The organism is Pseudomonas umsongensis (genome assembly GCF_012647205.1).
GTDB lineage: Bacteria > Pseudomonadota > Gammaproteobacteria > Pseudomonadales > Pseudomonadaceae > Aquipseudomonas > Aquipseudomonas umsongensis.
The window spans coordinates 732,865-758,017 of sequence record NZ_CP051487.1; the positions used below are offsets into that span (position 1 = coordinate 732,865).

22 protein-coding genes are annotated in these 25,153 nt (G+C 60.8%); 5 read left to right on the forward strand and 17 right to left on the reverse strand.

Going from position 1 to position 25,153, the window contains the following annotated elements; translation table 11 throughout:
* Position 1: 1 nt before the first annotated feature.
* From HGP31_RS03195 to urtA, 8 genes are all read right to left on the reverse strand, one after another.
* Entirely contained in the window at positions 2 to 535 is a 534-nt protein-coding gene (locus HGP31_RS03195) for a GNAT family N-acetyltransferase (RefSeq protein ID WP_168757153.1), read from the reverse strand.
* Positions 536 to 544: 9 nt separating this feature from the next.
* Positions 545 to 847 carry an urease subunit gamma gene (gene ureA / locus HGP31_RS03200; protein WP_007937143.1) on the reverse strand — a complete coding sequence of 101 codons (303 nt, stop codon included), beginning with the start codon at positions 845 to 847 and terminating at the stop codon, positions 545 to 547.
* Positions 848 to 896: 49 nt separating this feature from the next.
* Complete coding sequence (locus HGP31_RS03205) at positions 897 to 1,736, reverse strand: urease accessory protein UreD (protein WP_168757154.1); 840 nt, start codon at positions 1,734 to 1,736, stop codon at positions 897 to 899.
* A gap of 30 nt (positions 1,737 to 1,766) precedes the next feature.
* On the reverse strand, positions 1,767 to 2,465 hold the full coding sequence (gene urtE / locus HGP31_RS03210; protein WP_110753270.1) for an urea ABC transporter ATP-binding subunit UrtE: 699 nt from the start codon (positions 2,463 to 2,465) through the stop codon (positions 1,767 to 1,769).
* Between the two features lie 156 nt (positions 2,466 to 2,621).
* Positions 2,622 to 3,494, reverse strand: a complete 873-nt coding sequence (urtD, locus tag HGP31_RS03215; protein WP_168757155.1) for an urea ABC transporter ATP-binding protein UrtD — start codon at positions 3,492 to 3,494, stop codon at positions 2,622 to 2,624.
* Positions 3,491 to 4,570 carry an urea ABC transporter permease subunit UrtC gene (gene urtC, locus HGP31_RS03220; protein WP_168757156.1) on the reverse strand — a complete coding sequence of 360 codons (1,080 nt, stop codon included), beginning with the start codon at positions 4,568 to 4,570 and terminating at the stop codon, positions 3,491 to 3,493. The genes urtD and urtC overlap by 4 nt, the downstream gene beginning before the upstream one ends.
* Positions 4,570 to 6,072, reverse strand: coding sequence for an urea ABC transporter permease subunit UrtB (urtB, locus tag HGP31_RS03225; RefSeq protein ID WP_168757157.1), 1,503 nt, complete (start codon positions 6,070 to 6,072; stop codon positions 4,570 to 4,572). Before urtB ends, urtC begins: the two co-directional genes overlap by 1 nt.
* A 162-nt stretch (positions 6,073 to 6,234) precedes the next feature.
* Positions 6,235 to 7,500 carry an urea ABC transporter substrate-binding protein gene (urtA, locus tag HGP31_RS03230; RefSeq protein ID WP_168757158.1) on the reverse strand — a complete coding sequence of 422 codons (1,266 nt, stop codon included), beginning with the start codon at positions 7,498 to 7,500 and terminating at the stop codon, positions 6,235 to 6,237.
* Positions 7,501 to 7,785: 285 nt separating this feature from the next.
* On the opposite strand from urtA, the gene HGP31_RS03235 reads away from it, so the two are divergent.
* Entirely contained in the window at positions 7,786 to 11,088 is a 3,303-nt protein-coding gene (locus tag HGP31_RS03235; protein WP_168757159.1) for a hypothetical protein, read from the forward strand.
* Positions 11,089 to 11,174: 86 nt separating this feature from the next.
* Here HGP31_RS03235 and HGP31_RS03240 read toward each other — a convergent pair whose 3' ends face one another.
* From HGP31_RS03240 to HGP31_RS03280, 9 genes are all read right to left on the reverse strand, one after another.
* On the reverse strand, positions 11,175 to 12,554 hold the full coding sequence (locus HGP31_RS03240; protein WP_168757160.1) for a PepSY-associated TM helix domain-containing protein: 1,380 nt from the start codon (positions 12,552 to 12,554) through the stop codon (positions 11,175 to 11,177).
* Between the two features lie 100 nt (positions 12,555 to 12,654).
* Positions 12,655 to 14,772: a TonB-dependent copper receptor gene (locus HGP31_RS03245; RefSeq protein ID WP_168757161.1), complete on the reverse strand. Its 2,118-nt coding sequence runs from the start codon at positions 14,770 to 14,772 to the stop codon at positions 12,655 to 12,657.
* Positions 14,773 to 14,845: 73 nt separating this feature from the next.
* On the reverse strand, positions 14,846 to 15,304 hold the full coding sequence (locus HGP31_RS03250; RefSeq protein WP_168757162.1) for a DUF2946 domain-containing protein: 459 nt from the start codon (positions 15,302 to 15,304) through the stop codon (positions 14,846 to 14,848).
* Positions 15,305 to 15,325: 21 nt separating this feature from the next.
* Positions 15,326 to 15,805, reverse strand: coding sequence for a copper chaperone PCu(A)C (locus HGP31_RS03255; RefSeq protein WP_168757163.1), 480 nt, complete (start codon positions 15,803 to 15,805; stop codon positions 15,326 to 15,328).
* Positions 15,806 to 15,852: 47 nt separating this feature from the next.
* Positions 15,853 to 16,251: a DUF2946 domain-containing protein gene (locus HGP31_RS03260; RefSeq protein WP_168757164.1), complete on the reverse strand. Its 399-nt coding sequence runs from the start codon at positions 16,249 to 16,251 to the stop codon at positions 15,853 to 15,855.
* Between the two features lie 349 nt (positions 16,252 to 16,600).
* Entirely contained in the window at positions 16,601 to 17,329 is a 729-nt protein-coding gene (locus tag HGP31_RS03265; protein WP_168757165.1) for a cobalt-precorrin-6A reductase, read from the reverse strand.
* A complete protein-coding gene (locus tag HGP31_RS03270; protein ID WP_168757166.1) occupies positions 17,326 to 18,423 on the reverse strand; it encodes a cobalt-precorrin-5B (C(1))-methyltransferase in 1,098 nt (365 codons plus the stop codon). Before HGP31_RS03270 ends, HGP31_RS03265 begins: the two co-directional genes overlap by 4 nt.
* Entirely contained in the window at positions 18,416 to 19,627 is a 1,212-nt protein-coding gene (gene cbiE / locus HGP31_RS03275) for a precorrin-6y C5,15-methyltransferase (decarboxylating) subunit CbiE (RefSeq protein WP_168757167.1), read from the reverse strand. Before cbiE ends, HGP31_RS03270 begins: the two co-directional genes overlap by 8 nt.
* Positions 19,628 to 19,787: 160 nt before the next feature.
* Positions 19,788 to 20,450 (reverse strand): hypothetical protein, encoded by a 663-nt coding sequence (locus tag HGP31_RS03280; RefSeq protein ID WP_168757168.1) that lies wholly within the window; start codon positions 20,448 to 20,450, stop codon positions 19,788 to 19,790.
* A gap of 255 nt (positions 20,451 to 20,705) precedes the next feature.
* Here HGP31_RS03280 and cobG point away from each other — a divergent pair, with 255 nt between their 5' ends.
* From cobG to cobJ, 4 genes are read left to right on the forward strand one after another with little or no spacing between them, the layout of a single operon-like run.
* Positions 20,706 to 22,061: a precorrin-3B synthase gene (gene cobG / locus HGP31_RS03285; RefSeq protein ID WP_240963518.1), complete on the forward strand. Its 1,356-nt coding sequence runs from the start codon at positions 20,706 to 20,708 to the stop codon at positions 22,059 to 22,061.
* A complete protein-coding gene (locus HGP31_RS03290) occupies positions 22,054 to 22,680 on the forward strand; it encodes a precorrin-8X methylmutase (RefSeq protein ID WP_168757169.1) in 627 nt (208 codons plus the stop codon). The genes cobG and HGP31_RS03290 overlap by 8 nt, the downstream gene beginning before the upstream one ends.
* Positions 22,680 to 23,411, forward strand: coding sequence for a precorrin-2 C(20)-methyltransferase (locus HGP31_RS03295; protein WP_033043996.1), 732 nt, complete (start codon positions 22,680 to 22,682; stop codon positions 23,409 to 23,411). The genes HGP31_RS03290 and HGP31_RS03295 overlap by 1 nt, the downstream gene beginning before the upstream one ends.
* Positions 23,411 to 25,120 carry a precorrin-3B C(17)-methyltransferase gene (gene cobJ / locus HGP31_RS03300; protein ID WP_168757170.1) on the forward strand — a complete coding sequence of 570 codons (1,710 nt, stop codon included), beginning with the start codon at positions 23,411 to 23,413 and terminating at the stop codon, positions 25,118 to 25,120. Before HGP31_RS03295 ends, cobJ begins: the two co-directional genes overlap by 1 nt.
* Positions 25,121 to 25,153: the final 33 nt, after the last annotated feature.

Below are 25,153 nucleotides of genomic sequence, written 5' to 3' on the forward strand. Positions count from 1 at the left end.
ATCACTCCTTGCTGGCGGCCGGAGGCTGCGCGCCAGGATTGAGGGTCAGTTGCATGAAGGTCAGGTCCAGCCAGCGACCGAACTTGGTGCCTACCTGAGGCATCTGCCCGGTGGTCACGAATCCGATGCGCTCATGCAGGCGAATCGAGGCGGCGTTGCCGCTTTCGATGGCCGCGACCATCACGTGTTTGCCGCAGGCCCTGGCGCGCTCGACCAGGGCATCCATCAGTTGCGGCCCAAGGCCGTTGCCGCGCTGGTCGTTACGCACGTAGACCGAATGCTCGACGGTATGTCGGAAACCATCGAACGGTCGCCAGTCACCAAACGAAGCGTAGCCCAACACGTTGTTCTCGCTGTCGACGATGACCAGGATCGGATACCCCTGGGATTGCCGGGCGCTGAACCAGGCCTGGCGGTTGCCGAGGTCGACCGCCTGTTCGTTCCAGATCGCCGTGGTGTTGAGCACCGCATCGTTGTAGATATCACGGATGGCCGGCAGGTCGGCATGCACGGCATCGCGAATGGTGTAGGTCATGGTGAAGCCTCAAGCGATCGGTTGATGGACGGTGACCAGTTTGGTGCCGTCGGGGAAGGTCGCTTCGACCTGGATCTCCGGGATCATTTCCGGGATGCCTTCCATCACTTGTTCGCGGCTGAGCAGGGTGGTGCCGTAGTGCATCAGCTCGGCCACGGTCTGGCCGTCGCGGGCGCCTTCGAGCAACGCGGCGGAGATGTAGGCCATGGCTTCCGGGTAGTTGAGTTTCACGCCGCGGGCCAAACGCCGCTCGGCGACGAGGCCGGCGGTGAAGATCAGCAGCTTGTCTTTTTCACGTGGGGTCAGGTCCATCGTAGACATCCAGTTTCGGCAGTTAAAAAGGTTTTTGCAGGAGCGCTGTTCAGGTGCTCCATATTCTCGGTGGCACGGCTTCGCGGCCAAGCAACGCAGGCCTGAGCAACCGCCATAATTCAATCAACCAGCCGCGCGCCAACAGCGCCTCGCTGGCCAGGCAGCGGGCTACGAGCAACCCCGGCAACTGAGTCAAATCCCCGCGCACGTCATTGGGCAGCGAACGGCACTGCTCCAGCAATTGGCTATCAATCTCGCCAGTCACCAGTAACGTGGCGAAGACCGGTTGCCCGTCCAAGCCAATCGGCGAATCGAGCAACCCGTCACCGCCAACGATGCGCTGGCGTTCATGCCAGAGCAACTCGCCGTCGCGGCGGATATCCAGTTGTGCCTGGAAATGACCGAGATCGAAGCGCTCACCACTGGCCGGGCGACCCAGCGCCACCACGTCCCAGTAGAACAGCCGGGCATCGCCTTGCAGATCAATGGATGTGCTGAGCTCGGCGCGGGCATCGCTGAAGATGATCGTCTCTTGCGGCAGCCACTCCAGTGTCGCCCCTTGGGCCACTTTCAGGTCGAGTTTCTGATACGCCGGCGCTGCTGCGCGATACCACTTGGCGGCGCCGGGACTGGTGATCTGTGCCCACGCCGCGTGGCCGACGCTGGCACTGATGTCCAGCCGGTCTCCACCGGCAATCCCGCCCGGCGGATGCACAATGATGTGCTGGCACACCTCGGGGCCTTCTGCATACAGGTGCTTCTGCACGCGCAGCGGGCCTTTGTGCCGTCTATGGACCGGACGCGTGTTGTCGCCGAATCGGGCATAGCCCAGCTCCAGCTCGGCATGCCAGCTCGGGGTAAACAGGGCAGCAGGAAGAGGTAAATTCATATTTTCTGATTATCGTCGAGACGCCACAGATTAGATCGTAACCAGGCCGCGTACACCCTCGGCTTCCATGTTTTCTCCACGGCCCTGCTGCACGATCTCGCCACGGGACATCACCAGGTAGTGATCGGCCAATTCGGCCGCGAAATCGTAGAACTGCTCTACCAGCAGAATCGCCATGTCGCCGCGCGCCGCGAGTTTCTTGATCACAGCGCCAATCTCCTTGATCACCGACGGCTGGATGCCTTCAGTGGGTTCGTCGAGGATCAGCAGCCGCGGACGGCTGGCCAGGGCTCTCCCGATTGCAAGCTGCTGCTGTTGGCCACCGGACAAATCACCGCCGCGTCGTTGCTTCATTTGCAGTAACACCGGAAACAGTTCGTAGATGAACGCCGGGACCTCCTTCGCCTCGGAGCCTGGGAATCGCGACAAACCCATCAGCAGGTTTTCCTCCACGGTCAGGCGGCCGAAGATTTCCCGGCCCTGCGGTACGTAGGCGATGCCGGCATGCACCCGCTGGTGCGGCTTGAACGTGGTGATCGGCTTACCCTCCCAATTGACCGCGCCTTCCTTGGCCGGCAACAACCCCATCAGGCATTTGAGCAGGGTAGTCTTGCCCACGCCGTTACGGCCGAGCAGGCAGGTGACTTCACCGACCTTCACGTCAAACGTCAGGCCGCGCAGGATGTGGCTACCGCCGTAGTACTGGTGCAGCTTGTCGACTTGCAGCATGTTCGAATTCTCCCGGTGATCGTTCCCACGCTCTGCGTGGGAATGCATACCGTGACGCTTCGCGTCACCCTAGCGCAGGAATTGAGCCCTGCATTGTCAGTGGGACGCGGAGCGTCCCGGGCGGCATTCCCACGCGGAGCGTGGGAACGATCAGGTCTAGCGACCGAGGTAGACCTCAATTACCCGCTCATTGTCCTGCACCTGCTCCAGCGACCCTTCGGCCAGCACGCTGCCCTGGTGCAACACGGTGACGTGGTCGGCGATCGAGCCGACGAAGCCCATGTCGTGTTCCACCACCATCAGCGAATGCTTGCCGGCCAGGGTCTTGAAGAGTTCGGCGGTGAATTCGGTTTCGGCGTCGGTCATGCCGGCCACCGGCTCGTCGAGCAGCAGCAATTGCGGGTCTTGCATCAACAACATGCCGATTTCCAGGAACTGCTTCTGGCCGTGGGACAGCAAACCGGCGGGGCGATTGACCGACGCGGTCAGGCGAATGGTGTCGAGCACCTCGGCGATACGGTCTTTCTGCTCACCGCTCAAGCGCGCCCGCAGGCTGGCCCACACCGATTTATCGGTTTTCTGCGCCAGCTCCAGGTTCTCGAACACACTCAAGGCTTCGAACACGGTCGGTTTCTGGAACTTGCGGCCGATGCCGGCCTGGGCAATCTGCACTTCACTCATTTGCGTCAGGTCCAGGGTTTCGCCGAACCAGGCCTTGCCGTGGGTGGGGCGGGTCTTGCCGGTGATCACGTCCATGAGTGTGGTCTTGCCTGCGCCGTTGGGGCCGATGATGCAGCGCAACTCGCCCACGCCGATGTACAGATTCAAATCGTTCAATGCCTTGAAGCCATCGAAACTGACGCTGATGTCTTCCAGGGTCAGGATGGTGCCGTGGCGGGTGTTCAGGCCTTTGCCGGCACGCTGGCCGATGCCGATGGCATCACGGCTGCTGCCAGCGTCCCTATTCGGTTCCAGAGGCGGAAAAAATGCCGGTTCGAGCATGAATTCAGCGCTTGCAGTGACTCTCATTGTTCACCTCTTTTCTTCAGCAAACCGATCACGCCCTTGGGCAGGTACAGGGTGACGATGATGAACAGCGCGCCAAGGAAAAACAGCCAGTATTCCGGGAAGGCCACGGTGAACCAGCTCTTCATGCCATTGACCACGCCCGCGCCCAGCAAGGGGCCGATCAAGGTGCCGCGACCGCCGAGGGCTACCCAGACCGCCGCTTCGATCGAGTTGGTCGGCGACATTTCACTCGGGTTGATGATGCCCACCTGCGGCACGTACAACGCACCGGCGAGGCCGCACAACACCGCGCTCAACACCCACACGAACAACTTGAACCCGCGCGGGTCGTAGCCACAGAACATCAAGCGATTTTCCGCGTCGCGCAGTGCGGTCAGCACTCGGCCAAACTTGCTCTGCGCCAGGCGCCAACCGATGTACAGACTCGCCACCAGCAACAGCACCGTGGCGAAAAACAGCACCGCACGGGTGCCAGGTTCCGTGATGCCAAAGCCAAGAATGGTGCGGAAGTTGGTGAAGCCGTTGTTGCCGCCAAAACCGGTTTCGTTGCGGAAAAACAGGAGCATGCCGGCGAAGGTCAGGGCCTGGGTCATGATCGAGAAATACACGCCCTTGATTCGCGAGCGAAAGGCGAAGAAACCGAACACCAACGCCAGCAATCCCGGGGCCAACACCACCAGGCACATGGCCCAGAGGAAGCTTTCGGTGCCGGTCCAGTACCAGGGCAATTCGGACCACGACAGGAACGTCATGAAGGCCGGCAAGCCATCGCCCGAGGCCTGGCGCATCAGGTACATGCCCATGGCGTAACCGCCAAGGGCGAAGAACAGGCCATGGCCGAGGGACAACAGGCCGGCATAACCCCAGACCAGATCGAGGGCGAGGGCGACGATGGCGTAGCAAAGAATCTTGCCAACCAACGTCAGTGTGTAGGCCGAGACATGGAAGACGCTGTCCGGCGACAACAACGACAGCAATGGCAACGCCAACAGTAAAACAAGGATTACCGCACCGACGGCAATCGTGACTCTGGGACCGGCCTTTTGGCTGGCAGTGAGCATCAGGGGCTGGTTCATCAGTCGATCACCCGTCCTTTCAGTGCGAAGAGGCCTTGCGGACGTTTCTGGATGAACAGAATGATCAGCGCGAGGATGAGGATCTTGCCGAGCACGGCACCGATTTGCGGTTCAAGAATCTTGTTGGCGATCCCCAGGCCGAACGCGGCCAACACGCTGCCTGCCAGTTGCCCGACACCGCCGAGCACCACCACCAGGAACGAGTCGATGATGTAGCTTTGGCCGAGGTCCGGGCCGACGTTGCCGATCTGGCTCAGCGCCACGCCGCCGAGTCCGGCAATGCCCGAGCCGAGGCCGAAGGCGAGCATGTCCACGCGCCCGGTGGGCACGCCGCAGCAGGCCGCCATGTTGCGATTCTGGGTGACCGCACGCACGTTCAAACCCAGGCGCGTCTTGTTCAGCAGCAGCCAGGTGAGTGCCACCACAAACAACGCGAACGCGATGATCACGATTCGGTTGTACGGCAGCACAAGATTGGGCAGCACTTGAATCCCGCCGGATAACCACGCCGGGTTGGCCACCTCGACGTTTTGCGCGCCGAACACCAGGCGCACCAACTGGATCAGCATCAGGCTGATGCCCCAGGTGGCGAGCAGGGTTTCCAGCGGGCGGCCGTAGAGGTGGCGAATGACCGTGCGCTCCAGCGCCATACCGATGGCGGCGGTGACGAAGAACGCCACCGGCAGCGCGATCAGCGGATAGAACTCGATGGCCTGCGGTGCGTAACGTTGGAACATCAACTGCACGACGTAGGTCGAGTAGGCGCCAAGCATCAGCATTTCGCCGTGGGCCATATTGATCACACCCAGCAGGCCGAAGGTGATCGCCAGGCCGAGCGCGGCGAGCAACAGGATCGAGCCCAGGGACATACCGCTGAACGCCTGGCCCAGCAGTTCGCCAATCAGCAGTTTGCGCTTGACTTGGGCGAGGCTGGTTTCAGCAGCAGTGCGCACGTTGGCATCGGTTTCGACGCCGGGCTCAAGCAATCCTTCGAGGCGGGTGCGGGCCAATGGGTCGCCGGTTTCGCCAAGCAGTCTTACGGCCGCGAGGCGCACCGTCGGGTCGGTGTCCACCAGTTGCAGGTTGGCCAGCGCCAGGCTAAGTGCGGCGTGAACGCCTTCATCTTTTTCGCCAGCGAGTTGCTGGTCGAGGAATTTCAGCTGCGCGGGTTTGGCGCTTTTCTGCAATTGCTGTGCGGCAGCCAGACGAGTTTTGGCATCGGCGGCGAGCAATTGATGGCTGGCCAGGGCGGTGTCGATCAGACCCCGCAGGCGGTTATTCAGACGCAGTGTTTTCGGTTCACCATCGATGGTCAACACCCCTTGTTGCAGGGCGTGGATCAGCTCGATACGCGCCGGATCGGGCTGCGCGGCCCAGGCTTCCAGCAGTTTTGCCTGTTGCACGGGATTGGCGGCAACGAAGTCTTCGGCATCGCCGGCGAAAGTGGCCATGGGCAGTAAAAGTGCGATGGCGAGGATGAAGCGGTAAAGGGCAGTGGGCATATCGTTAGCCTTACTCGGTCAATGTGGGAGCGAGCCTGCTCGCGAAAGCGGTCTGACATTCACCATCAATGTCGACTGTCAGGGCCTCTTCGCGAGCAGGCTCGCTCCCACAGGGAACTGTGTCGGGCCTGAGCTGTACGGTCAGGCCCGGCATCCATTGGCTCAGTTGCTCTTCACCGCATACTCCGGCTTCTTGTCGTTGCCCGGGATGAACGGGCTCCACGGCTGGGCATGGATCGGCCCTTCGGTCTGCCATACCACGTTGAACTGACCGTCGGCCTGGATCTCGCCGATCATCACCGGCTTGTGCAGGTGGTGGTTGGTCTTGTCCATGGTCAGGGTGTAGCCGGACGGCGCGGCAAAGGTCTGGCCGGCCAGCGCTTCGCGAACCTTGTCGACGTCGGTGGACTTGGCTTTTTCGGCGGCCTGCGCCCACATGTGGATGCCGACGTAGGTGGCTTCCATCGGGTCGTTGGTCACGGCTTTATCGGCGCCTGGCAGGTTGTGTTTCTTCGCATAGGCTTTCCAGTCGGCGACGAATTTCTTGTTCGCCGGGTTCTCCACCGACTCAAAGTAATTCCATGCTGCGAGGTTGCCCACCAGTGGCTTGGTGTCGATGCCGCGCAGTTCTTCTTCGCCCACCGAGAACGCCACGACCGGCACGTCCGTGGCTTTCAGTCCCTGGTTCGCCAGTTCCTTGTAGAACGGCACGTTGGAATCGCCATTGACTGTCGAGATGACCGCCGTCTTGCCGCCAGCCGAGAATTTCTTGATGTTAGCGACGATGGTCTGGTAGTCGCTGTGACCGAACGGCGTGTAGACCTCTTCGATGTCCTTGTCGGCCACGCCTTTGGAGTGCAGGAACGAACGCAGGATCTTGTTGGTGGTCCGCGGGTAGACATAGTCGGTGCCGAGCAGGAAGTAGCGCTTAGCACTGCCACCTTCTTCGCTCATCAGGTATTCCACGGCCGGGATCGCCTGCTGGTTTGGCGCGGCACCGGTGTAGAACACGTTCGGCGACATCTCTTCACCTTCGTATTGCACCGGATAGAACAGCAGGCCATTGAGCTCTTCGAACACCGGCAACACCGATTTACGCGACACCGACGTCCAGCAACCGAATACCACGGCGACCTTGTCCTGGGTCAGCAGCTGTCGGCCCTTTTCCGCGAACAGAGGCCAGTTCGACGCCGGGTCCACCACCACCGCTTCAAGCATCTTGCCGTTCACGCCGCCCTTGGCGTTGATCTCATCGATGGTCATCAGTGCCATGTCCTTGAGCGATGTTTCCGAGATCGCCATGGTGCCGGACAACGAATGCAGGATACCGACCTTGATGGTCTCGGCGGCCTGGACAGTCCAGGTCATGCCCATCGCGGCAATGCTTGCCGTGAGTGTGAAAGCCTTGATCAAACTGCGACGCTTCATTGTGCGATCTCCATGAACGTTGGATATTTTTCTTGGTTGGCAGATGCGGACTACTGAAGGGTCTTTAGCAAGGGCTGTGCCTAACGCCCGAAGTGCTTTACCTGAGGGGGAAAACCGTTCGGCGAATGCGCCGCCTGCACCGTGAGCGAGCACAACAGTGCAGGTGGGGCATGGCGATGCGCCCAACTGGTGCCGAACGTTGCTGGTAGTAAATATGTACCGCCCGGACACTGTTTTTCGGTGCAAGAGTGGGGCTCTATCAATGAATCAAAGGAGCACCACTTCATGGATGAACAATCACAACAGCACTACTCGGGAGGTGCGGGATCTGCACTGCATGTACTGGCCAGGGAGTTCCTGTCGGCGGACGATGCCGCCCGTTATGCCCATGAGCGAGTCGGTCACCGCCGCGACTACGGGTATCTCGGCTATATCCTTCAGCGCAGCGATCTACGATTTGTCATCACCGAACCGGCCGAGCATCAGGTCAGTATCGTTTCCCATCACCAGGTGATCCCCGACAATCACGTCTTGCACAGTCGTTTCTATTCTCACCCTGCGCTTTCGACGCTCGACGCAGGCAAGGTTGCGCAGCTGAAATGGTCTGTCGAAGATGCAGCGACGAGCTTGCTGATATTCAGCGTCCATGAGTTGCACAACATCCTGAGCGCCAGTTATCCGGCTTATCTTTCGGGAGCCGAAGACAGTTTGATCAGTTTCACGCCCGATAGCCCGCACGAGTTGAAGCTGCTGCAGATGCTCGGAACGGACGAAAAACCGGAGGCTTTTGCCAAGGCTCTCGCCTCGGGGGCGGTCAAACCGGAACAACTGGTTTTGGAGTTGGCAGCTGTCGGCAATCTGCAGGTCCTCATCAGCAACGGTCGCTGGCGACCACGGGGCAAAATTACCGGGGAACGCGTCCCGGGCCCCTGGGAGCGAACCGTGCCGGAGCGGGTGTCTTTTGGGGCGGTGTTCCCGTCAGCCGATGAGGCGGCACTTGATCGCTATTCCAGGGACACGGGGCACCACGACGAGGAACAGACCTGGTTCGGGTTCATCCTCAAGCAACAGGGCAAGGAGGAATACGTCGCCTCCGAACTGGTCCCGATTGGTGGTGTGCGAGACAAGCTTTATTCGTTGCGCAGTTTGTTCAGCGAATCCAGAACCCTGGGGACTATCTACCCCGAGTCATTTATACCGCATTCCTATTTTTACTCGCGTCAGCGCGTCAAGCATGCGCGAGACGAATCCAGGCGTTGGTTGGCCCAGCACTTCATCGTGCCACGAGATCTTTATATTGTTGTTTACAACTCAAAAAGACGTCCGGTGATGGAGGGTTTTGTGCCCATTCCTCTCTATATTTCTACCCAGGACGGGGCACTGCTGAAGTATGTCCAACGCAAGGGCTCCAAGCTGTTCGAAAACGACGCCCCGAACCTGGGCCTGGAAGACATTCAAACCCACCTGGCCAATGGCAAGCTCACGTCGACCGGTTTTGTCAGGGTAGCCGCTAACAGCGGTACCTTGCAGGTGATGCGCACCAGTCAGTGCTGGGACAGGAAAGGTCTGATCGACGCCCTCTGGGCGCCAGCTCTGTTCGTGGAACGTCGAGCCTTGAGTCCGGTTTTCTTTTCGGCCGATGACGCTGCGCTGCATGCTCGCTCGCAAGTTCCGCAAGGCAAGACAGGGGCGTTTGGCGGCCTGATCCTCAAGCGCGCCGACGGTTTTTTCGTAGCCACCGATCCGATCGACATTCCTCAGGAAGACTTTGATATCAAGTGGGTGTTTCCCGATGAAGCGGTCACTGCCGGCCAGTTTCCGGCAGGCTGCAGTATTGTTGCGCGGTATCGCTCACGGGTGCTGCGGGCGCTGCCTGTGGTATTGGCGAGCGCTGATAGAGAGCTTTATCTCAACATGCTGTCTGTCGATGTGGTTTACACGGCATTTACTCGTAAGGAACAAACACTCGACGAGTACTTGTTTGCACCTGACGGATCGACCATCCGTTTTCGAGTCGGAGCGTGGGAGCGAATCCGCGCCGACCTGGGCGCGATATTGAGTGCCTCGGGTAAACCGGCTAGCGACCTGGATGGAGCCTGGATCAAGGAGCAGATCCATCTGGGCCGGTTGTCACCGACGGACTGGGTAAAAAAACTGGCCAAGTCCGGTTATCTGCAAGTGGTCGTGGGGAGTCGCTTGTGGGGCTATGCGCGTGCGGTCATAGAATTTGCGCCATTTGCAACGGCTATCCGCCCGAGCAATCGCAGGAATGCGGTGTCGGAACCCGCTTACAGCCCGTTGCATATTCGCGAGCAGGATGCCGCGCGCTGTGCCCATGAGCGGGCCGGCAGTCGTGCCGCACTGAGTTTTGGATTCTTGCTCAGGAATGCCCGCGACGGTTCTTTCATGGCAACCTTGCCCATTGAGGCACGAAACGCAACGTTCGACTACCAACGTGTCTTTCCGGGTGCGTTACCTTACCGCTTCGTCACCAGCGGCTTGTACATGTGTGGTGCGCAAGCGCCTCAGAATCTGTCGGACGATGATTATCGGCACTTCTTTTCACCAATCGATGTGAGTCAGGCACGTGTTGTTGCGAACTCAGCCCAGGGCTACCGGTCGATTTACTTCTCCTGCGCCGACGGTGCCTTGTTACAGTTCAAGATGAGCGCCTTCGATTCGGCTATGACACTGGATAAGTTTGGGCAGGTCGAATTCAAGGACAATCCGTTCGCGTCATCTGCACAGGCGCAGGAGGACTGGCGCGACATCGAGCAGGGCAAGTTCAGCCTGACCGGTTACATTCGGCGCATGGCGGTGGCCGGACGACTGGAGGTCCTGGTGACAAGCCCCTACTGGTCTTGCCCGGGAGTGGTGGGTGCCGACTGGGTTCCACGGATGCCTGCTGTTTCCGACGCTGAACGGTGGGCACTCAATCCCGTCCTGCCTTTGGGACCCGTGTTTCACCATCCCGACGATGCGGCTCGTCATGCACAGCATCGGGCGGCGGGTGTCGGTGGGCAGCCCGCGGCGCTGACCAGCGCCGTGCTCGGCAAAACCGCAACCCGTTCGTACGTCGGCGTGGAGCCCGTTGTGGACACACCTTCCTCCTATGGTGCGCTGCACCGTATCTTCCGCACCGCGAACGACCCGTCGACTTCGCCCAGGAATAAAGCACCACAGTTTCCTGAGGGTTACACGCTGATGGCGGGCCACGAGATGTCCTTGTCGCCCGCCATCCCCACCGCCCCGCTGGAGGTGGAGTATGCGTCCGCCGCGTCGGTCTATGCACACACCCATGCCTTGAAAGCCAAAGGGTTTGATATTGACGCGTTCTACTACTCGACGCGTCATGGTGCGCTACTCAAATACGACCCCACCCACTCCTCGGAAGAAGGCCGGTTTTTACTCACCGGACATTTTACGTCATCCGAAGATTTTGTTCTGAAGTTGGCGGTTGTTGGTGGGCTGAGGGTGCTCAAGACGGCAGCTGACTGGAACCAGGCGGGCAGACTGGGACAGGACTGGAGAGTCGCTCGCCAACAGGTGCCCGACGTTTCCGATAAGCCGACTCGGGATGAGCTGTAATCTCGAGTCTACAGTCGTGGTGCGGCTGGCAAGGAAATTCGCAATTGCCAGTGAGATGCGCGGGGCCCCCGCGCATCTCGCCTGACTCAGGATGACGGTGAGGCGGTTTCAGTTTGCCGGGTCAGGCGCGACAACAGCAGCCGATCGAGCAGCCATACCACCACCAGCGAGATCCCCACCAACGGGAACGCCACCGCCAGGGCGAACATGATCACCATCGCGGTTTTCCATTTCGGCAGGTCGTGGCGCAGCGGTGGGACACCGAACTTGCCTTGCGGACGGCGTTTCCACCAGATCACGACGCCGCTGACCGCGCTGAGCAAGATCATCAGGCAGATCAGCAGGACAATGATCTGGTTGAGCGTGCCGAACATCTTGCCTTCGTGCAGCATCACGCCGATTTCCGTGGCGCGGGCGACGACGCCGTAGTGCTCGTAACGTACGTCGGCGAGGACGTCGCCAGTGTACTGATCGATGTGAAGGGTGGCGTCATTGCGTGGGTCATCGGCGAACACAGCGATGGTGAATACGCCAGTGGCCGTGGTCGGGAAGGTGATGCTGTAGCCGGGCTCGACCTTGCGTTGCACGGCGATGTTCTGCACATCCTGCAGGCTGATGGTCGGCGCGGCGGGACCGGTTGGCGCTGCGCCGTGGGCCATGTGTTCGGCATGATCGCCGGACATCGGCATCGGCGTATTTTCCATGGCCCACGGCACAGTCTGGCGGGTGGCGCTGTTGAGGCTGCGCGCTTCGACGTCGGACTTTGGCACGTTGTCCCACATCGCTGCCGGAAAGACATTCCAGACGGCGGCGTATTGCTGGCCCCAGAAGCCGGTCCAGGTCATGCCGCTGAGCAGCATCACCAGCAACAACGAGGCGCCCCAGAAGCCGGTGACGGCATGCAGGTCACGCCACAACACCCGGCCTCGACTGTTCAGGCGAGGCCAGAGAATGCCTGCGGCCTGACCACGGGGCCACCACAGGAACACCCCGGAAACCACCAGCACCACCCCCCAACCAGCGGCCAGTTCCACCAGTCGGTCACCCACGGTGCCGATCATCAGTTCGCCGTGAATCGCTCGCGCGACCGCCTGCAGGTTCTTCTTGGCATCTTGCTCGCCGAGAATGTCACCGTGATACGGGTCGACGAACACATTCAGCTCGTTACCGCCGTTGAGCACGACAAACTGGGCACTGCGCTGGGGGTTTATCGGCGGCAGGTATTGTTTGATCGTGCCTTGTGGATAGGCGGCCTTGACCCGGTTGAGCAGGTCATCGGCCGGCACCGTGTGGTGTCCGGCAGGGACGTTGAGCAGGCTGCTGTACATCAGTGAGTCGAGTTGCGGTTTGAACAGGTAAATGGTGCCGGTCAGGGCCAGCATCACCATGAATGGCGCAACGAACAATCCGGCATAGAAGTGCCAGCGCCAGGCCAGGTTGTAGAAATTCACTTTGGGCTGTTTCATCGGTTGTGCTCCGCTTGGCGAATCAATTGTCTGTAAAAGATCGCAGCCTCGTTTCACTCGACAGCTCCCGCAGGAGCCTGCGATCTTTTGACTTTTGTTGTTAGAAACTCATATCAATCCTGGTCCAGAGCGTGCGCCCGGGTTCCTTGATGGCTTGCGGATCATTGGCCGGGTAACCGAAACCGGCGTTGCCGGCCAGGTTCAAATGTTCGGCGTAGGCCTTGCCGAACAGGTTGTCGACGCCGCTGCTGACCTTCCAGTGCTGGTTGATCCGATAGGCACCGTTGAGCGAGAACACGGCAAAACCCGGGGTCTTGTCGAAGTCCTTGCCGACCACGTTGCCTTTGTTCTGGTCGATACGGTTTTGCGCGGCAACCACTCTCCACAGTGCGCCGGTGCTCCAGTTGTCTTCGCTGTAGGTCAAGCCGAAGCGGGCGTCCAGCGGCGGCATTTGTGGCAAGGCGCTGCCATCGCTGCTGTTCTTGCCCCAGGCGTAGGCCAGGGTGGCGTCGGCTTTCCAGTGCTCGTTGAGTGGGTAGGCGGCACCCAGTTCGCCACCCATGATTCGCGCATCGATGTTCTGTGCTTGAGAGGTCATGCCCATCATGGCTGGCGTGTAGTTGAACAGGATGTAGTCGCGCACCTGGCCGATGTAGGCCGAGGCCCAGGCTTCGAGATCTTCAGCTTTGTATTGCAGGCCGAAGTCGAGCTGGGTGGTTTTCTCGGGCTTGATCGAATCGAAGGCATTCACCGATCCGGCGGGGCCGGAATTGGGCGAAAACAGTTCCCAGTAGTCCGGGAAGCGCTGGGTGTGGCCCAGGCCCGCATACAGTGTGGTCGGGCTGTCGGCCAGGTCGTGTTCGTAGCGCATGAAGCCACTGGGCAGCGTATCGGCACGCGTGTCGTCGGCGGTTGGGTTGGGGCGGGTCATCATCCCCGAGCCGATGGTTTGCCGGTAATCCTTGGCCGAAGCGCGGTCCAGGCGTGCGCCGGTAATGAGTCGGTCACGCTCGGCGGCGTACCAGGTCAGTTCGCTGAACACTCCGTAATTGTGGAAGTCGGCGTCCTTGGTGTACGGCTGGTCCTTGTAGGTGTCGATGCCCATGGCGCTGCGTTGGCGGTGCTCGTTGGTCTGCGCATCAATGCCACTGACCAACTGCACATCGGCCCAACGCCAGGTAGCCTTGACTCGCGCGCCAAGAGTGCGCCGGTCGACGTTGGACGCCATGGGGCCGGCCATCATCCCGGTGCCGGACGGCGTTCGCAGCGTGTAGTTGTCCATCACATGGTCGGCGTAGTTGTAGTAGACCTGCGCCTCGAGCTGTTCCAGCACGTCGCTGATGTTGGACTTTTCGAAGCGCAGGCCAAGGCTCTCGCGCTTGAACTGCGAACCGTCCATGCCGCGTCCTGCATAACGTGCCTCGCCGTCACCCTTGCCGGCGGTCCACTCCAGCAGGGTATCGGCGTCTGGGGTCCAGCCGAGCGCAACGTCGCCGTTCCACTTGTCATAACGCGATGCCACCGTGTCGTTGTTGCCATCCTTGTAGTCGTCGGCCTGGGCGGTGTTACCGATCACCCGCACATAACCCAGTGGCCCGCCGGCGGCTGCGTCCACCAGCTTGTCAAAACGGCCATTGGAGCCGGCCAGCACACTGGCGTTCACCCGCGTGCCGAGCTCACCGAAGCTTTCCGGTTCGCGGTCGAAGAGGATGGTGCCGGCCGAAGCCCCCGGTCCCCAAAGCACGGTCTGCGGACCTTTGATGACGGTCAGTGTGTCGTAGGTTTGCGGGGAAATGTACGAGGTCGGAGCGTCCATTCGGCCGGGGCACGCGCCGAGCATCATGCCGCCGTTGGTGAAGATGTTCAGGCGTGAGCCAAACATGCCGCGCAACACCGGGTCGCCGTTGGTACCGCCATTGCGCACCTGGGCGAAGCCCGGAATGGTTTTCAGATAGTCCGACCCGTCGCTGGCCGGCACGGGTTGGCGCGGCTCCCTGGGGTTGGTGACGATGGTCAGTGGCGAGTTCGGGGCAATCGCGGTGATAACCGTCGGGGTCAATTCTTCACTATGACCTGCGTGTTCATCGGCCAGCACGGAAGGCGCGAGCAAGGCACCGCACAGGAGGGCGGTGGCGTGCCTGAAGCGAATGCTGGATTCGTTCGGGGCAAGGGTGGCTTGGGCAGCGCTCAAGCAGGGGACAGCAGCAAACCTGGACATGACAATTTCCATCGAACAGTCGTAAACGACACGGTCGCTCCTGGAGGACCGTGTGAAACCAGAGGTGGGTTGTTTACGCGACGAAGGGCGGGGCGCGGGTGCGGGCGCCGGGGAAGAAGGTTCGCCGGGCATGGCCCAGGCGAGGAAATGGCGTGGTGTACGTGTTGGCGAGCGGGGTATCGAACGCTGTGAATGCAGCGCCACCGGTGAGCGCCGGGCAATTGAACAGCAGGCTGCAATAGCCGCATTTTTCCCAGATTGCGTGATGCCCGGACGCTGGCGGGCAATGCTCGGCCGTCGGTTGAGCGGCGTGAGCGGCGTGATCCATCGCCGACATGTCCATGCTCATGTCCATCGACATGTTCATGCTCATGTCCAGGGGCATGGAGGTACGCTGATCCATCGGCATCGACTGAGAAATCAGTGGACCGATAAAGATCATCAACATGGCGAACAGGCTGATCCAGCTGCCGCGCGTCAGGCTCAAGGGCTGACGACGGTGGGCGGATGACCTGGTGCCTGGCGGGCGCATGGGCGGCCTCAGCTCAGCGGATTATTGAGCGTGAGCGTGCTTTTGCGTGGCCTCGGGCGCCTGCTTCTGCACCGCCACTTCGACCGTCACGTCACCGGACTTCTCGAAGTGCAGGATCAGCGGGAAGCGCTTGCCATCGCTCAGCAGGCCTCGGTCTTTCAGCCCCAGCAACATGACGTGGTAGGCCATCGGTGCAAAGGTGACATCGCCACCCGCAGGGATTTCCACGCTCGGTACCGACTGCATTTTCATCAGGTCGTTTTGCATCACATGCTCATGTAATTGCGCTTCACCCGAGATCGGCGAGTCGACACTGAGCAGGCGGTCGGCGGTCTTGCCTGCGTTGTGGATCACGAAATAGGCCGCGACGGTGGGCGCATTGGGCGGCAATTCCTGCGACCAGGGATGAGCGATCTGCAGATCGCCGAGCGTGTATTCGTGGGCATTGGCAAAGCAGGCAGGCAGCAGCAACGCGGCCAGAACGATAAGTCTGTTCAACATGGCAGTTCTCCAGGCGATTCAAAACGCAGATCAATTGCGAGATGTCATCACACCAGAGGCGAGGCACGGGGGTTGAGGCTGGGCCATTGCTGGCGGGGTGTCGGGGTATTGAATGCGGCGGGAGGCAGGCTTCGATTCGCTTCGAACTGCGTGTAATACAACCGTGGCTCATGTCCGGGCAACGCCACCAATGGCGCGGAGCCGCTGCAGCACCAGCAATGTTGCATGTTGGAATGATCGTCGCTTTGCGGGGCTTTTTGCTCGATATCGCCCAAGGAGATCGCCACCACCCGGGTGCCGCTGGACGAGCAGAAACTGCCCCACAACACTTGTTCGGCTGGCGCCTTCGCCATCTGCGCCATCGCTCCGGACATCGGCATGGCGAGCATGTTGAACAGCACTGCGAAGCAGGCTATCCAGGCAATTGCGAGCCGTTGTCGGGACATGGGACAAATCCGGTGGGTGGGCGATCAGGCGTGGGTATTTAGCCTGATCAGGGCCGATAAGTAAAAACACCGCGTGCGGTGTGGTGTCGCAGCACGAGGTTCTCATATCCATCATGATAGCTGCGAATAGCGAAATGCCAGTGTCACTTAAACTTGTCAGTCGTCTTTTAAATGGGTGTAAGTAAATGCTGGTGGATTTTTAGACTTTAACTTTTGCATCGCTATCAATGACGCCATCGCGGGCAAGCCCGCTCCCACAGTTATCGGCATCGGACACATGATCAATGCCAGACAGAAAACCTGTGGGAGCGGGCTTGCCCGCGAAGACGTACTAAGGCGTTCACAATTCTCAGATAAAAACCTGTTCTGTCATTGCTCGCAACACCTCGGCCACCGACTCAAATTCGCGCTCTACCACCGGCAACACCGGCCGCTTCAACACCAGCACCGGCACCCCCCGCTCGCGCGCCACCTCCAGCTTCGGCTCAGTGGCGCTGCTGCCGCTGTTCTTGCTGATCAGCACGTCGATCTGCCGACGTTCGAACAAGGCGCGTTCCTCGTCGATCAGGAACGGTCCGCGTGCACCGATCACTTCGCAACGTTCGTTGCCGGGGTAAACGTCCAGCGCGCGCAAGGTCCAGAATTGCTCCGGCGGGATTTCGTCCAGGTGTTGCAAGGGCTCGCGACCCAGGGTGAACAGCGGTCGACGGAAGGGTTTCAGCGCGTCGATCAACTCGGCCCAATCACTGACTTCGCGCCAGTCATCGCCGGCCTGCGGTTGCCACGCCGGACGTCGCAGCGCCCAGCAGGCGATGCCGCTCAACCGAGCCGCCGTCGCGGCGTTTTGACTGATCCGGGCGGCGTAGGGATGGGTCGCGTCGAGCAGCAGATCAATCCCTTCATCGCGTATGAATTGCGCCAGCCCTTCGGCACCCCCATAGCCGCCAACTCGAACCTGGCAGGTCAGGTCCGTCGGCACTCGACCGACACCCGCCAGGCTATAGATGTGTTGCGGGCCGAAGGTTCTGGCAATCGCCAGCGCCTCGGTCACGCCACCCAGCAACAGAATTCGCTTCATTGAAAAGCTCCTGCATGGCCAACAATTCCGCCCTGGCGATCGATGGCAAACACTTCGACCTGAACCTGCGCCGGCACCACGCTGCGGGCAAAGTCCAGGGCGTGTTGGCACACGGCATCGCCGAGGGCGATGCCGGCGGCGATGGCCATCGCCAGGGCCTGTTGACTGGTATTGGCTTCACGGATGCCTTGCTGCAGCGCCGTATCGGCGCCGACCGCGGCGGCCCATTCGGCCAGTTGCGGCAGATCGATGCTCGAATGCCGACTGTGCAGGTCCATGTGCCCGGCCGCCAGTTTGCTGATCTTGCCGAAACCGCCGCACAGGCTGAGTTTTTCGACCGGAACCTTGCGCAGGTGCTTGAGCACGGCACCGACGAAATCGCCCATTTCGATCAGGGCGATTTCCGGCAGGTTGTAGACCCGGCGCATGGTGTCTTCACTGGCGTTGCCGGTGCACGCGGCGATGTGCAGATAGCCGTTGGTCTTGGCCACGTCGATGCCCTGGTGGATCGAGGCGATATAGGCCGCGCAGGAAAACGGCCGGACAATACCGCTGGTGCCGAGGATCGACAGGCCGCCGAGAATGCCCAGGCGCGGGTTCATGGTTTTCAGCGCCAGGGCCTCACCGTTCTCGACATTCACCGTGACCTCGAAACCGCCGCGGTAGCCGAATTCGTTGGCAAGCAGCGTCAGGTGATCGCTGATCATCTTGCGTGGTACGGGATTGATCGCCGGCTCGCCAACGCCCAGCACCAGCCCCGGGCGGGTGACCGTACCAACACCACGCCCGGCATTAAAACCGATACCCGGTTCGCTGCGCAGGCACACCTGAGAGTAGAGCAACGCACCGTGGGTTACGTCGGGGTCGTCTCCGGCATCCTTGATCGTCCCTGCCTCGGCGCCACCGTCGATCAGGCGGCAGAACTCCAGGCGCATCTGCACCTGCTTACCCTTTGGCAGCACGATGTGCACGGCATCCGACGAAGTGCCACCGAGCAGCAGGCGAGCCGCTGCCAGGCTGGTCGCGGTGGCGCAGCTGCCCGTGGTCAGGCCGCTGCGCAGTGGTGCGGGTTGTTCGGCGGTTTCGTCACGCATCGAAGGGTTTGACCACGTCCAGCAAGGTAATCGGCAACGCCTGGCGCCAGGTGTCGAAGTCTCCCAGGGGCTGCGCCTGGGCGATATGAATACGCGTCAGCTCACCCCCGTGCTGTTCCCGCCAGGCCATCAGGGTCATTTCACTTTGCAGCGTGACCGCATTGGCAATCAGGCGGCCGCCAGGCTTGAGCGCTGCCCAGCAAGCGTCGAGCACGCCTTCGCGGGTGACGCCGCCGCCGATGAACACCGCGTCCGGACGCTCGAGTCCCACCAGCGCCTGCGGTGCACTGCCGCGAATCAATTGCAGGCCGGGCACGCCAAGTGCGTCGCGGTTGTGCTCGATCAACAGCTGCCGACCTTCGTCGGCCTCGATGGCCAGCGCCCGGCAACTGGGATGAGCGCGCATCCATTCAATGCCAATGGAGCCGCTGCCGGCACCGACATCCCATAACAACTCACCGGGAACCGGTGCCAGTCGAGCGAGTGTGATGGCGCGCACATCGCGTTTGGTCAGTTGGCCGTCGTGCCTGAAGGCGGAGTCCGGCAGGCCGGCCAGTCGCGACAGACGCGGTGCGTTTGCTTGTGCGATACATTCTATGGCGATCAGGTTCAGGTCGGCGACAACCGGGTCGGCCCAGTCGTTGGCCGCACCGTCGATGCGTCGCTCGGCCTCACCACCCAAATGTTCCAGCACGCTCAGGCGGCTCGGCCCGAACCCGCGTTCGCGCAACAGTGCCGCGATCGCGGCGGGACTTTGGCCGTCATTGCTCAGCACCAGCAGACGAACGCCACTGGACAGCTGTGCATTAAGCGCCGCGATGGGGCGAGCGACCACCGACAGCGTCACCACATCCTGCAACGGCCAGCCCATCCGCGCGGCGGCAAGTGAGCAAGAAGATGGCGTTGGCAAGACCAGCATTTCACTGCTGGGTAATTGCCGAGCGAGGCTGGCGCCAACACCAAAGAACATGGGGTCACCGCTGGCCAGCACGCATACGGGCTCACCGTACCGCTCCAGCACCGGCGCCAGCGAAAACGGGCTGGGCCACAATTGCCGTTCAGCACGAATACACACCGGCAGCAAATCCAGTTGCCGCTGACCGCCAATGATCCGCGAAGCGCCCAGCAGGGCGTGCCGAGCGTTCTTGCCCAGGCCCTTGAAGCCGTCTTCACCGATGCCTACCACTGTCAGCCAAGGGGGCATGCCATTCCTCTTCTATCGACCAAAGCCCAATCATCTCCGCGGCCAGGTCCATCTCGACCGGCGCGGTGGGGCATCATAACGCGGTGTCGATTGCATTCGCCCGTCGTCGTCGATGAAATCGCGTTCAAGGGCGATGACTGCCCTGCAAAACGATGGGGATTTAATCTGGTTTCTTAGGGCTGTTTTTTAGCAGGTCGAATCTCTTCATTCTGATCTCGCGACGCTTTTTATCAATAAGCGTCCTTTTTGTTTCAAGTATTCTTTTATCCAGTTTGAGATAAGCTCGTTGCTGGATAATTGTGGCGGAGCGCTTTTCTGATTCGACGTACAGGAAGTTACTTTCATTGGTAGACGCTACCAATTCAAGATTGAAAACCGCAATTTCCAGAAAGCCCTTGGCGTCATAGCGAGCGGGAATGACCTGAAAGTGTCGACCCCGGAGACTTTCCTGGTCCAGAGAGAGCAGCGCGGGTTTGTCGGGCTTCAGTGCGTCGAGCGTGTCGATCATCGCGTTACCTTGTCGGCTGTCGGGCATCTTCCCGGCGCTCTCGACCAGGAAATCCGCAACGTTTCTCAAGACATCGTGACGGGTGCGGGTAAAGATTGCATCCTGGAAGACAGACCACCCCAGGAAACTCAGCGTCGTCATGTATTCATTCAGCCACTTTGTCGAATCGACAAAGCGACTGCAGGCCGTGTCGGCGGATTGGGTGGCGATCTGTGTGCAGTGGGTCAGGTCGTCATGATCCGCAAGTGATATGTCCTCAATGCTTGAAAGCAGAGTGGGGCCGGTCAATACGCCGGAGAAGTTCCTACTGTTCATATTCAGTCCTTGAATAAAATTTTAGTGGAGGAAGTGGTCTTCCTAGTGGAGAAAGTACAACAGGCTGCCTGCGGCTAAAATAACGTTGGCTTGAAGAACTGCTACTGGCTGTTAAATACATTGTGCAGTTGTCTTTGAAGCGCAAATGCCGGTGGGCGTTTCAGACTTCGGGCGAGCGATCGTTGACCTTTGGGCGAGCACGCTTCGTCGTCAATCCACTTGAGCTTTTTCATCCCGCCGGACAAAGCAGGCATAATGCGCCCCTTCGTCCCGTTGCCGGTCATCCCCGTGAATTCACCTCAGACATCCAGTCCCTTGCGCCCATCGGCCTGTCCCGGTTTGTTGCGTGTCGTGCAGGCGCTGGATGGCGGTATTTGTCGGATCAAACTTGCCGGCGGGGCTATTCGCGCAGATCAGGCCGTGGCGGTGGCTGATGCCGCCGAACGCTATGCCGGTGGCGTGATAGAGGCGACCAACCGCGCCAATCTGCAAATTCGCGGAATTGGCCAGCAGTCCACCGCGTTGATCGAGAGTCTGCTGGCCGTCGGGTTGGGGCCGGTCAACGTCGCTGGCGATGATGTGCGCAATCTGATGCTCAGCCCAAGCGCCGGCATTGACCGGCACATGCTGATCGACAGCAGGCCCTTGGCCCGAGACATTCTCGACAGCTTGCAAACCCATGCGCGCTTCCATGAGTTATCGGCCAAGTTCGCCGTGCAACTGGATGGCGGTGAAGCCTTGGCAATGCTCGAGCATCCCCATGACCTCTGGCTGAGTGCGGCTGATCGAAATGGCGAGCCTGTGCTGGCCTTCGGTCTGGCGGGGTGCCCCACCGATGCGCCGTTGGCAGGGGTATTGCTGCGTGACGGACATGCGTTGGTGGTAGCGGTGTTGGAGTTGTTTCTCGAACTTGCACGGCCGGATCAGACGCGGATGCGACATCTGCTGACTGAGCATTCGCTGGATTCACTGTTGCAACGGCTGGCCGAGCGCGTGCCCTTGTTTGCCATGGAGCCATGGCAGCGCTCGACTGCACGTGCGCGATTGCACATCGGCAGTCATCCGCAGCGTCAGGAAGGCCTTGTGTATGTCGGCGCGGTGCCTGCGCTGGGGCGACTGGACCCGACGATGCTCAAGGGGGCGGCTCATCTGGCCGAGGCGTTTGGCGATGCCAGCCTGCGCCTGACCCCTTGGCAAAGCCTGTTGCTGCCAAATATTCGCCATGAAGATTCACCAGCCCTGCGTCAACAATTGCAGGCATTGGGTTATCTGGTCGACGCCGATCAGACCCTGGCCCATCTGGTGGCCTGCACCGGATCGGCCGGTTGCGGCAAAGGCTTGGCGGATACCAAGGACGACGCGCGGCAACTGGCCGAACGGCTGCGTGATCAAACCGTACAGGTGCAGGTTCACTTGTCTGGCTGTTCGCGCTCCTGCGCGTGTGCGCACACGGCGCCCGTCACATTGTTGGCGACGCGCCCTGGTCACTACGACCTCTATTTTCGCGATGCCGCGCAGCCGGGTTTCGGCGCGCTGCACGCTCGCAATCTTACTATTGAAGCGGTCGCGGCCTTGCTCGATGCCCGCTCACGGAGCCCCCTTGATGCTTGATTACATCCGCGACGGTCAGGAGATCTATCGCAATTCCTTCGCGATCATCCGGGCCGAGGCCAGCCTCGAACGCATTCCGGCGGATCTGGAAAAACTCGCAGTCCGTGTGATACATGCTTGCGGCATGGTCGATGCTATCGATGGCCTGCAGTTTTCCACGGGCGCGGGCAAGGCCGGGCGCGATGCGCTGGCCGCCGGCGCGCCGATTCTGTGTGATGCGCGGATGGTGTCCGAGGGCATAACCCGTGCGCGTTTGCCAGCGAACAACCCGGTCATCTGCACCCTGCGAGATGAAAGCGTTCCACAGCTGGCGCGTGAACTGGGCAACACCCGTTCCGCCGCGGCACTGGAACTGTGGCGTCCTCATCTGGAAGGCAGTGTCGTGGTGATCGGTAACGCGCCGACAGCGCTGTTTTACCTGCTTGAAATGCTCGACGCCGGTGCGCCCAAACCGGCGTTGATCCTTGGTTTCCCCGTGGGCTTCGTTGGCGCCGCCGAATCCAAGGCAGCACTGGCCGCCGACAGTCGTGGCGTGCCGTTCGTTATCATGCAAGGTCGGCTGGGCGGTAGCGCCATGGCCGCCGCCGCCGTCAATGCCCTCGCCACGGAGATCGAATGATGCAGCAACCTGGACGTTTGATCGGCCTTGGCGTGGGGCCGGGTGACCCGGAACTGATTACGGTCAAGGCGCTGCGCCTGCTGCGCGAATCGCCGGTAGTGGCGTACTTCGTCGCCAAGGGTAAGAAGGGCAACGCTTTCGGCATCATCGAAGCGCATTTGCAGGACGCCCAAACCTTGTTGCCACTGGTGTACCCGGTGACCACCGAAGCGTTGCCGGCACCACTGTCCTACGAGCAAGTGATCAGCGATTTCTACGATGCGGCCGGTGAAGAGCTGGCCGCGCATCTCGATGCGGGTCGTGACGTGGCAGTGATCTGCGAGGGCGATCCGTTTTTCTACGGCTCCTACATGTACCTGCACGATCGGCTGGCGCAACGGTATGAGGCCGAAGTGGTGCCGGGTGTCTGCTCCATGCTCGGCGGTGCTTCGGTACTGGGCGCGCCGTTGGTGTATCGCAACCAGAGCCTGTCGGTGCTGTCCGGCGTGCTGCCTCACGAGGATCTCAAGCGTCGCCTGGCTGACGCCGATGCGGCAGTGATCATGAAACTGGGCCGTAACTTCCCGAAAGTCCGTCAGGTGCTGGAAGAACTCGGATTGGCCGAGCGAGCGCTGTATGTGGAGCGTGCGACCATGGCCAACCAGAAGATCGTGCCGCTGGATCAGGTCGAGCCTATGTCGTCGCCGTACTTCTCGCTGATCATCGTTCCCGGTGAAAGGTGGCAAGGCTGATGACTCGTCCAGCTCCGGCCATTGTCATTCTCGGCAATGGCAGCCTCGCCACCGCGCGCAGCATTCAACAACTGTACCCCGGCGCCTTGATCCACGGCCTGGACGAACGTGTCGTCGGTGCCGATCGCACTTACCGCGAGTTCGGTGCGACATTGCGTGAGCTTTATCAACAAGACACGCCGATCATCGCCCTGTGCGCAGCCGGTATCGTCATTCGCACCCTGGCGCCGTTGCTGCTGGAGAAGGGGGCCGAGCCACCCGTGCTCGCCGTCGCCGAAGACGGGAGCGCCGTGGTGCCGCTGCTCGGTGGTTTGGCTGGCGTGAACGTGTTGGCGCGGGAGGTTGCTGCGGCACTGGACGTTTCAGCGGCGATCACCACCAGTGGCGAATTGCGTTTTGGTACCTGCCTGCTGAATCCACCCAGCGGTTATGCCTTGGGTGATCTTGAGCTGGGCAAACGCTTCGTTTCCGATTTGCTCGCCGGTGAGTCGGTGCGAATCGAAGGGGCCGCGCCTTGGTTAGTGCAGGCGCAGTTACCGGAAAACCCGCAAGCGCGGCTGGCCGTTCACGTCGGTCATGCCGAGCGTACGCCGGCTGCCAATGAGCTGCTGATTTATCCACGCAACGTGTTGGTCGCGGTCGGTGCTGGCGTGGTTGATGTTCCCGGTGCAGTTCGCGAGGCTTTGCATCAGGCAAAAATCGCCGTGCAGTCGTTGGCCTGCCTGCTGGCTGCCGATAGTGAAATGTCGAGTCCAACACTGCGTGAAGCGGCGCTTGAGCTGGGTGTGCCGCTACGTTTTGTCGATGATGTTGGCGCGGCCAGTAACCTGATGCGTAACGCCATCGAACAGCCTGTTTCCGTGTTTGGCGATGAGGCCGTTGCCATCGCAGTTGCCAAGCAGCCTTTGGACCCCTGGTCGATTGGCCGTCCTCGCGGTCGCCTGGCGGTGATCGGTCTCGGCCCCGGCGCCGCCGATCTGATGGTGCCTGCGGTCAAGGCGGAGCTGGCCCGCGCCAATGACGTACTCGGTTATGAAACCTATGTGCGCATGGCGGGACCGTTCCGTGCGGATCAGGTCCTGCACTGCACCGACAATCGTGAAGAAATGCAGCGTGCCCGCCACGCCTTTGAGCTTGCGGCGCAGGGTCGCTGCGTAGTGGTCGTTTCTTCCGGGGACCCCGGTGTCTTTGCCATGGCCGCAGCGGTACTCGAGGCTCTGCATGAGTCCCGCGATCCAGCGTGGCACAACGTTGATCTGGAAATCCTGCCGGGCGTTTCGGCATCGCTGGCAACGGCTGCCCAGGCAGGCGCCCCGTTGGGGCATGATTTCTGCGTACTGTCGCTTTCGGACAACCTCAAGCCTTGGGACATCATCGAGAAGCGCCTGGACCTTGCGGCGCAAGCCGACCTGGCGATGGCTTTCTATAACCCGATCTCACGTTCCCGGCCTTGGCAGTTGGGGCGTGCACTGGAAATCGTCGCGCTGCATCGTGCTGCTGACACACCCGTCGTGTTGGGACGCGATGTAGGGCGCCCGGGGCAGACGTTGCGGGTCACGACACTCGGTCAATTGACGCCGGATCAAGTCGACATGCGAACCATGGTGTTGATTGGCTCATCCACGACTCGCGTATTTGCTCGGCCTCAGGGATCGTTGTGGGTGTACACGCCACGTAGCTACGGTGACAAGTTGGTCGATATCAACTAGACAAGTCGCGGTCATATAGGTCGGATTATTCGG

Excerpts from the sequence above, each read along its gene's own strand:
- cobG (WP_240963518.1), top strand. The coding sequence starts at position 20,706 with ATGCGCCCCTTCGTCCCGTTGCCGGTCATCCCCGTGAATTCACCTCAG.
- urtB (WP_168757157.1), bottom strand. The coding sequence starts at position 6,072 with ATGCCCACTGCCCTTTACCGCTTCATCCTCGCCATCGCACTTTTACTG.
- ureA (WP_007937143.1), bottom strand. The coding sequence starts at position 847 with ATGGACCTGACCCCACGTGAAAAAGACAAGCTGCTGATCTTCACCGCC.
- urtA (WP_168757158.1), bottom strand. The coding sequence starts at position 7,500 with ATGAAGCGTCGCAGTTTGATCAAGGCTTTCACACTCACGGCAAGCATT.
- cbiE (WP_168757167.1), bottom strand. The coding sequence starts at position 19,627 with ATGCCCCCTTGGCTGACAGTGGTAGGCATCGGTGAAGACGGCTTCAAG.
- HGP31_RS03260 (WP_168757164.1), bottom strand. The coding sequence starts at position 16,251 with ATGTCCCGACAACGGCTCGCAATTGCCTGGATAGCCTGCTTCGCAGTG.
- urtC (WP_168757156.1), bottom strand. The coding sequence starts at position 4,570 with ATGAACCAGCCCCTGATGCTCACTGCCAGCCAAAAGGCCGGTCCCAGA.
- HGP31_RS03290 (WP_168757169.1), top strand. The coding sequence starts at position 22,054 with ATGCTTGATTACATCCGCGACGGTCAGGAGATCTATCGCAATTCCTTC.
- urtE (WP_110753270.1), bottom strand. The coding sequence starts at position 2,465 with ATGCTGCAAGTCGACAAGCTGCACCAGTACTACGGCGGTAGCCACATC.
- HGP31_RS03235 (WP_168757159.1), top strand. The coding sequence starts at position 7,786 with ATGGATGAACAATCACAACAGCACTACTCGGGAGGTGCGGGATCTGCA.
- HGP31_RS03265 (WP_168757165.1), bottom strand. The coding sequence starts at position 17,329 with ATGAAGCGAATTCTGTTGCTGGGTGGCGTGACCGAGGCGCTGGCGATT.
- HGP31_RS03255 (WP_168757163.1), bottom strand. The coding sequence starts at position 15,805 with ATGTTGAACAGACTTATCGTTCTGGCCGCGTTGCTGCTGCCTGCCTGC.
- HGP31_RS03245 (WP_168757161.1), bottom strand. The coding sequence starts at position 14,772 with ATGTCCAGGTTTGCTGCTGTCCCCTGCTTGAGCGCTGCCCAAGCCACC.
- cobJ (WP_168757170.1), top strand. The coding sequence starts at position 23,411 with ATGACTCGTCCAGCTCCGGCCATTGTCATTCTCGGCAATGGCAGCCTC.
- HGP31_RS03280 (WP_168757168.1), bottom strand. The coding sequence starts at position 20,450 with ATGAACAGTAGGAACTTCTCCGGCGTATTGACCGGCCCCACTCTGCTT.
- urtD (WP_168757155.1), bottom strand. The coding sequence starts at position 3,494 with ATGAGAGTCACTGCAAGCGCTGAATTCATGCTCGAACCGGCATTTTTT.
- HGP31_RS03205 (WP_168757154.1), bottom strand. The coding sequence starts at position 1,736 with ATGAATTTACCTCTTCCTGCTGCCCTGTTTACCCCGAGCTGGCATGCC.
- HGP31_RS03270 (WP_168757166.1), bottom strand. The coding sequence starts at position 18,423 with ATGCGTGACGAAACCGCCGAACAACCCGCACCACTGCGCAGCGGCCTG.
- HGP31_RS03295 (WP_033043996.1), top strand. The coding sequence starts at position 22,680 with ATGCAGCAACCTGGACGTTTGATCGGCCTTGGCGTGGGGCCGGGTGAC.
- HGP31_RS03195 (WP_168757153.1), bottom strand. The coding sequence starts at position 535 with ATGACCTACACCATTCGCGATGCCGTGCATGCCGACCTGCCGGCCATC.
- HGP31_RS03240 (WP_168757160.1), bottom strand. The coding sequence starts at position 12,554 with ATGAAACAGCCCAAAGTGAATTTCTACAACCTGGCCTGGCGCTGGCAC.
- HGP31_RS03250 (WP_168757162.1), bottom strand. The coding sequence starts at position 15,304 with ATGCGCCCGCCAGGCACCAGGTCATCCGCCCACCGTCGTCAGCCCTTG.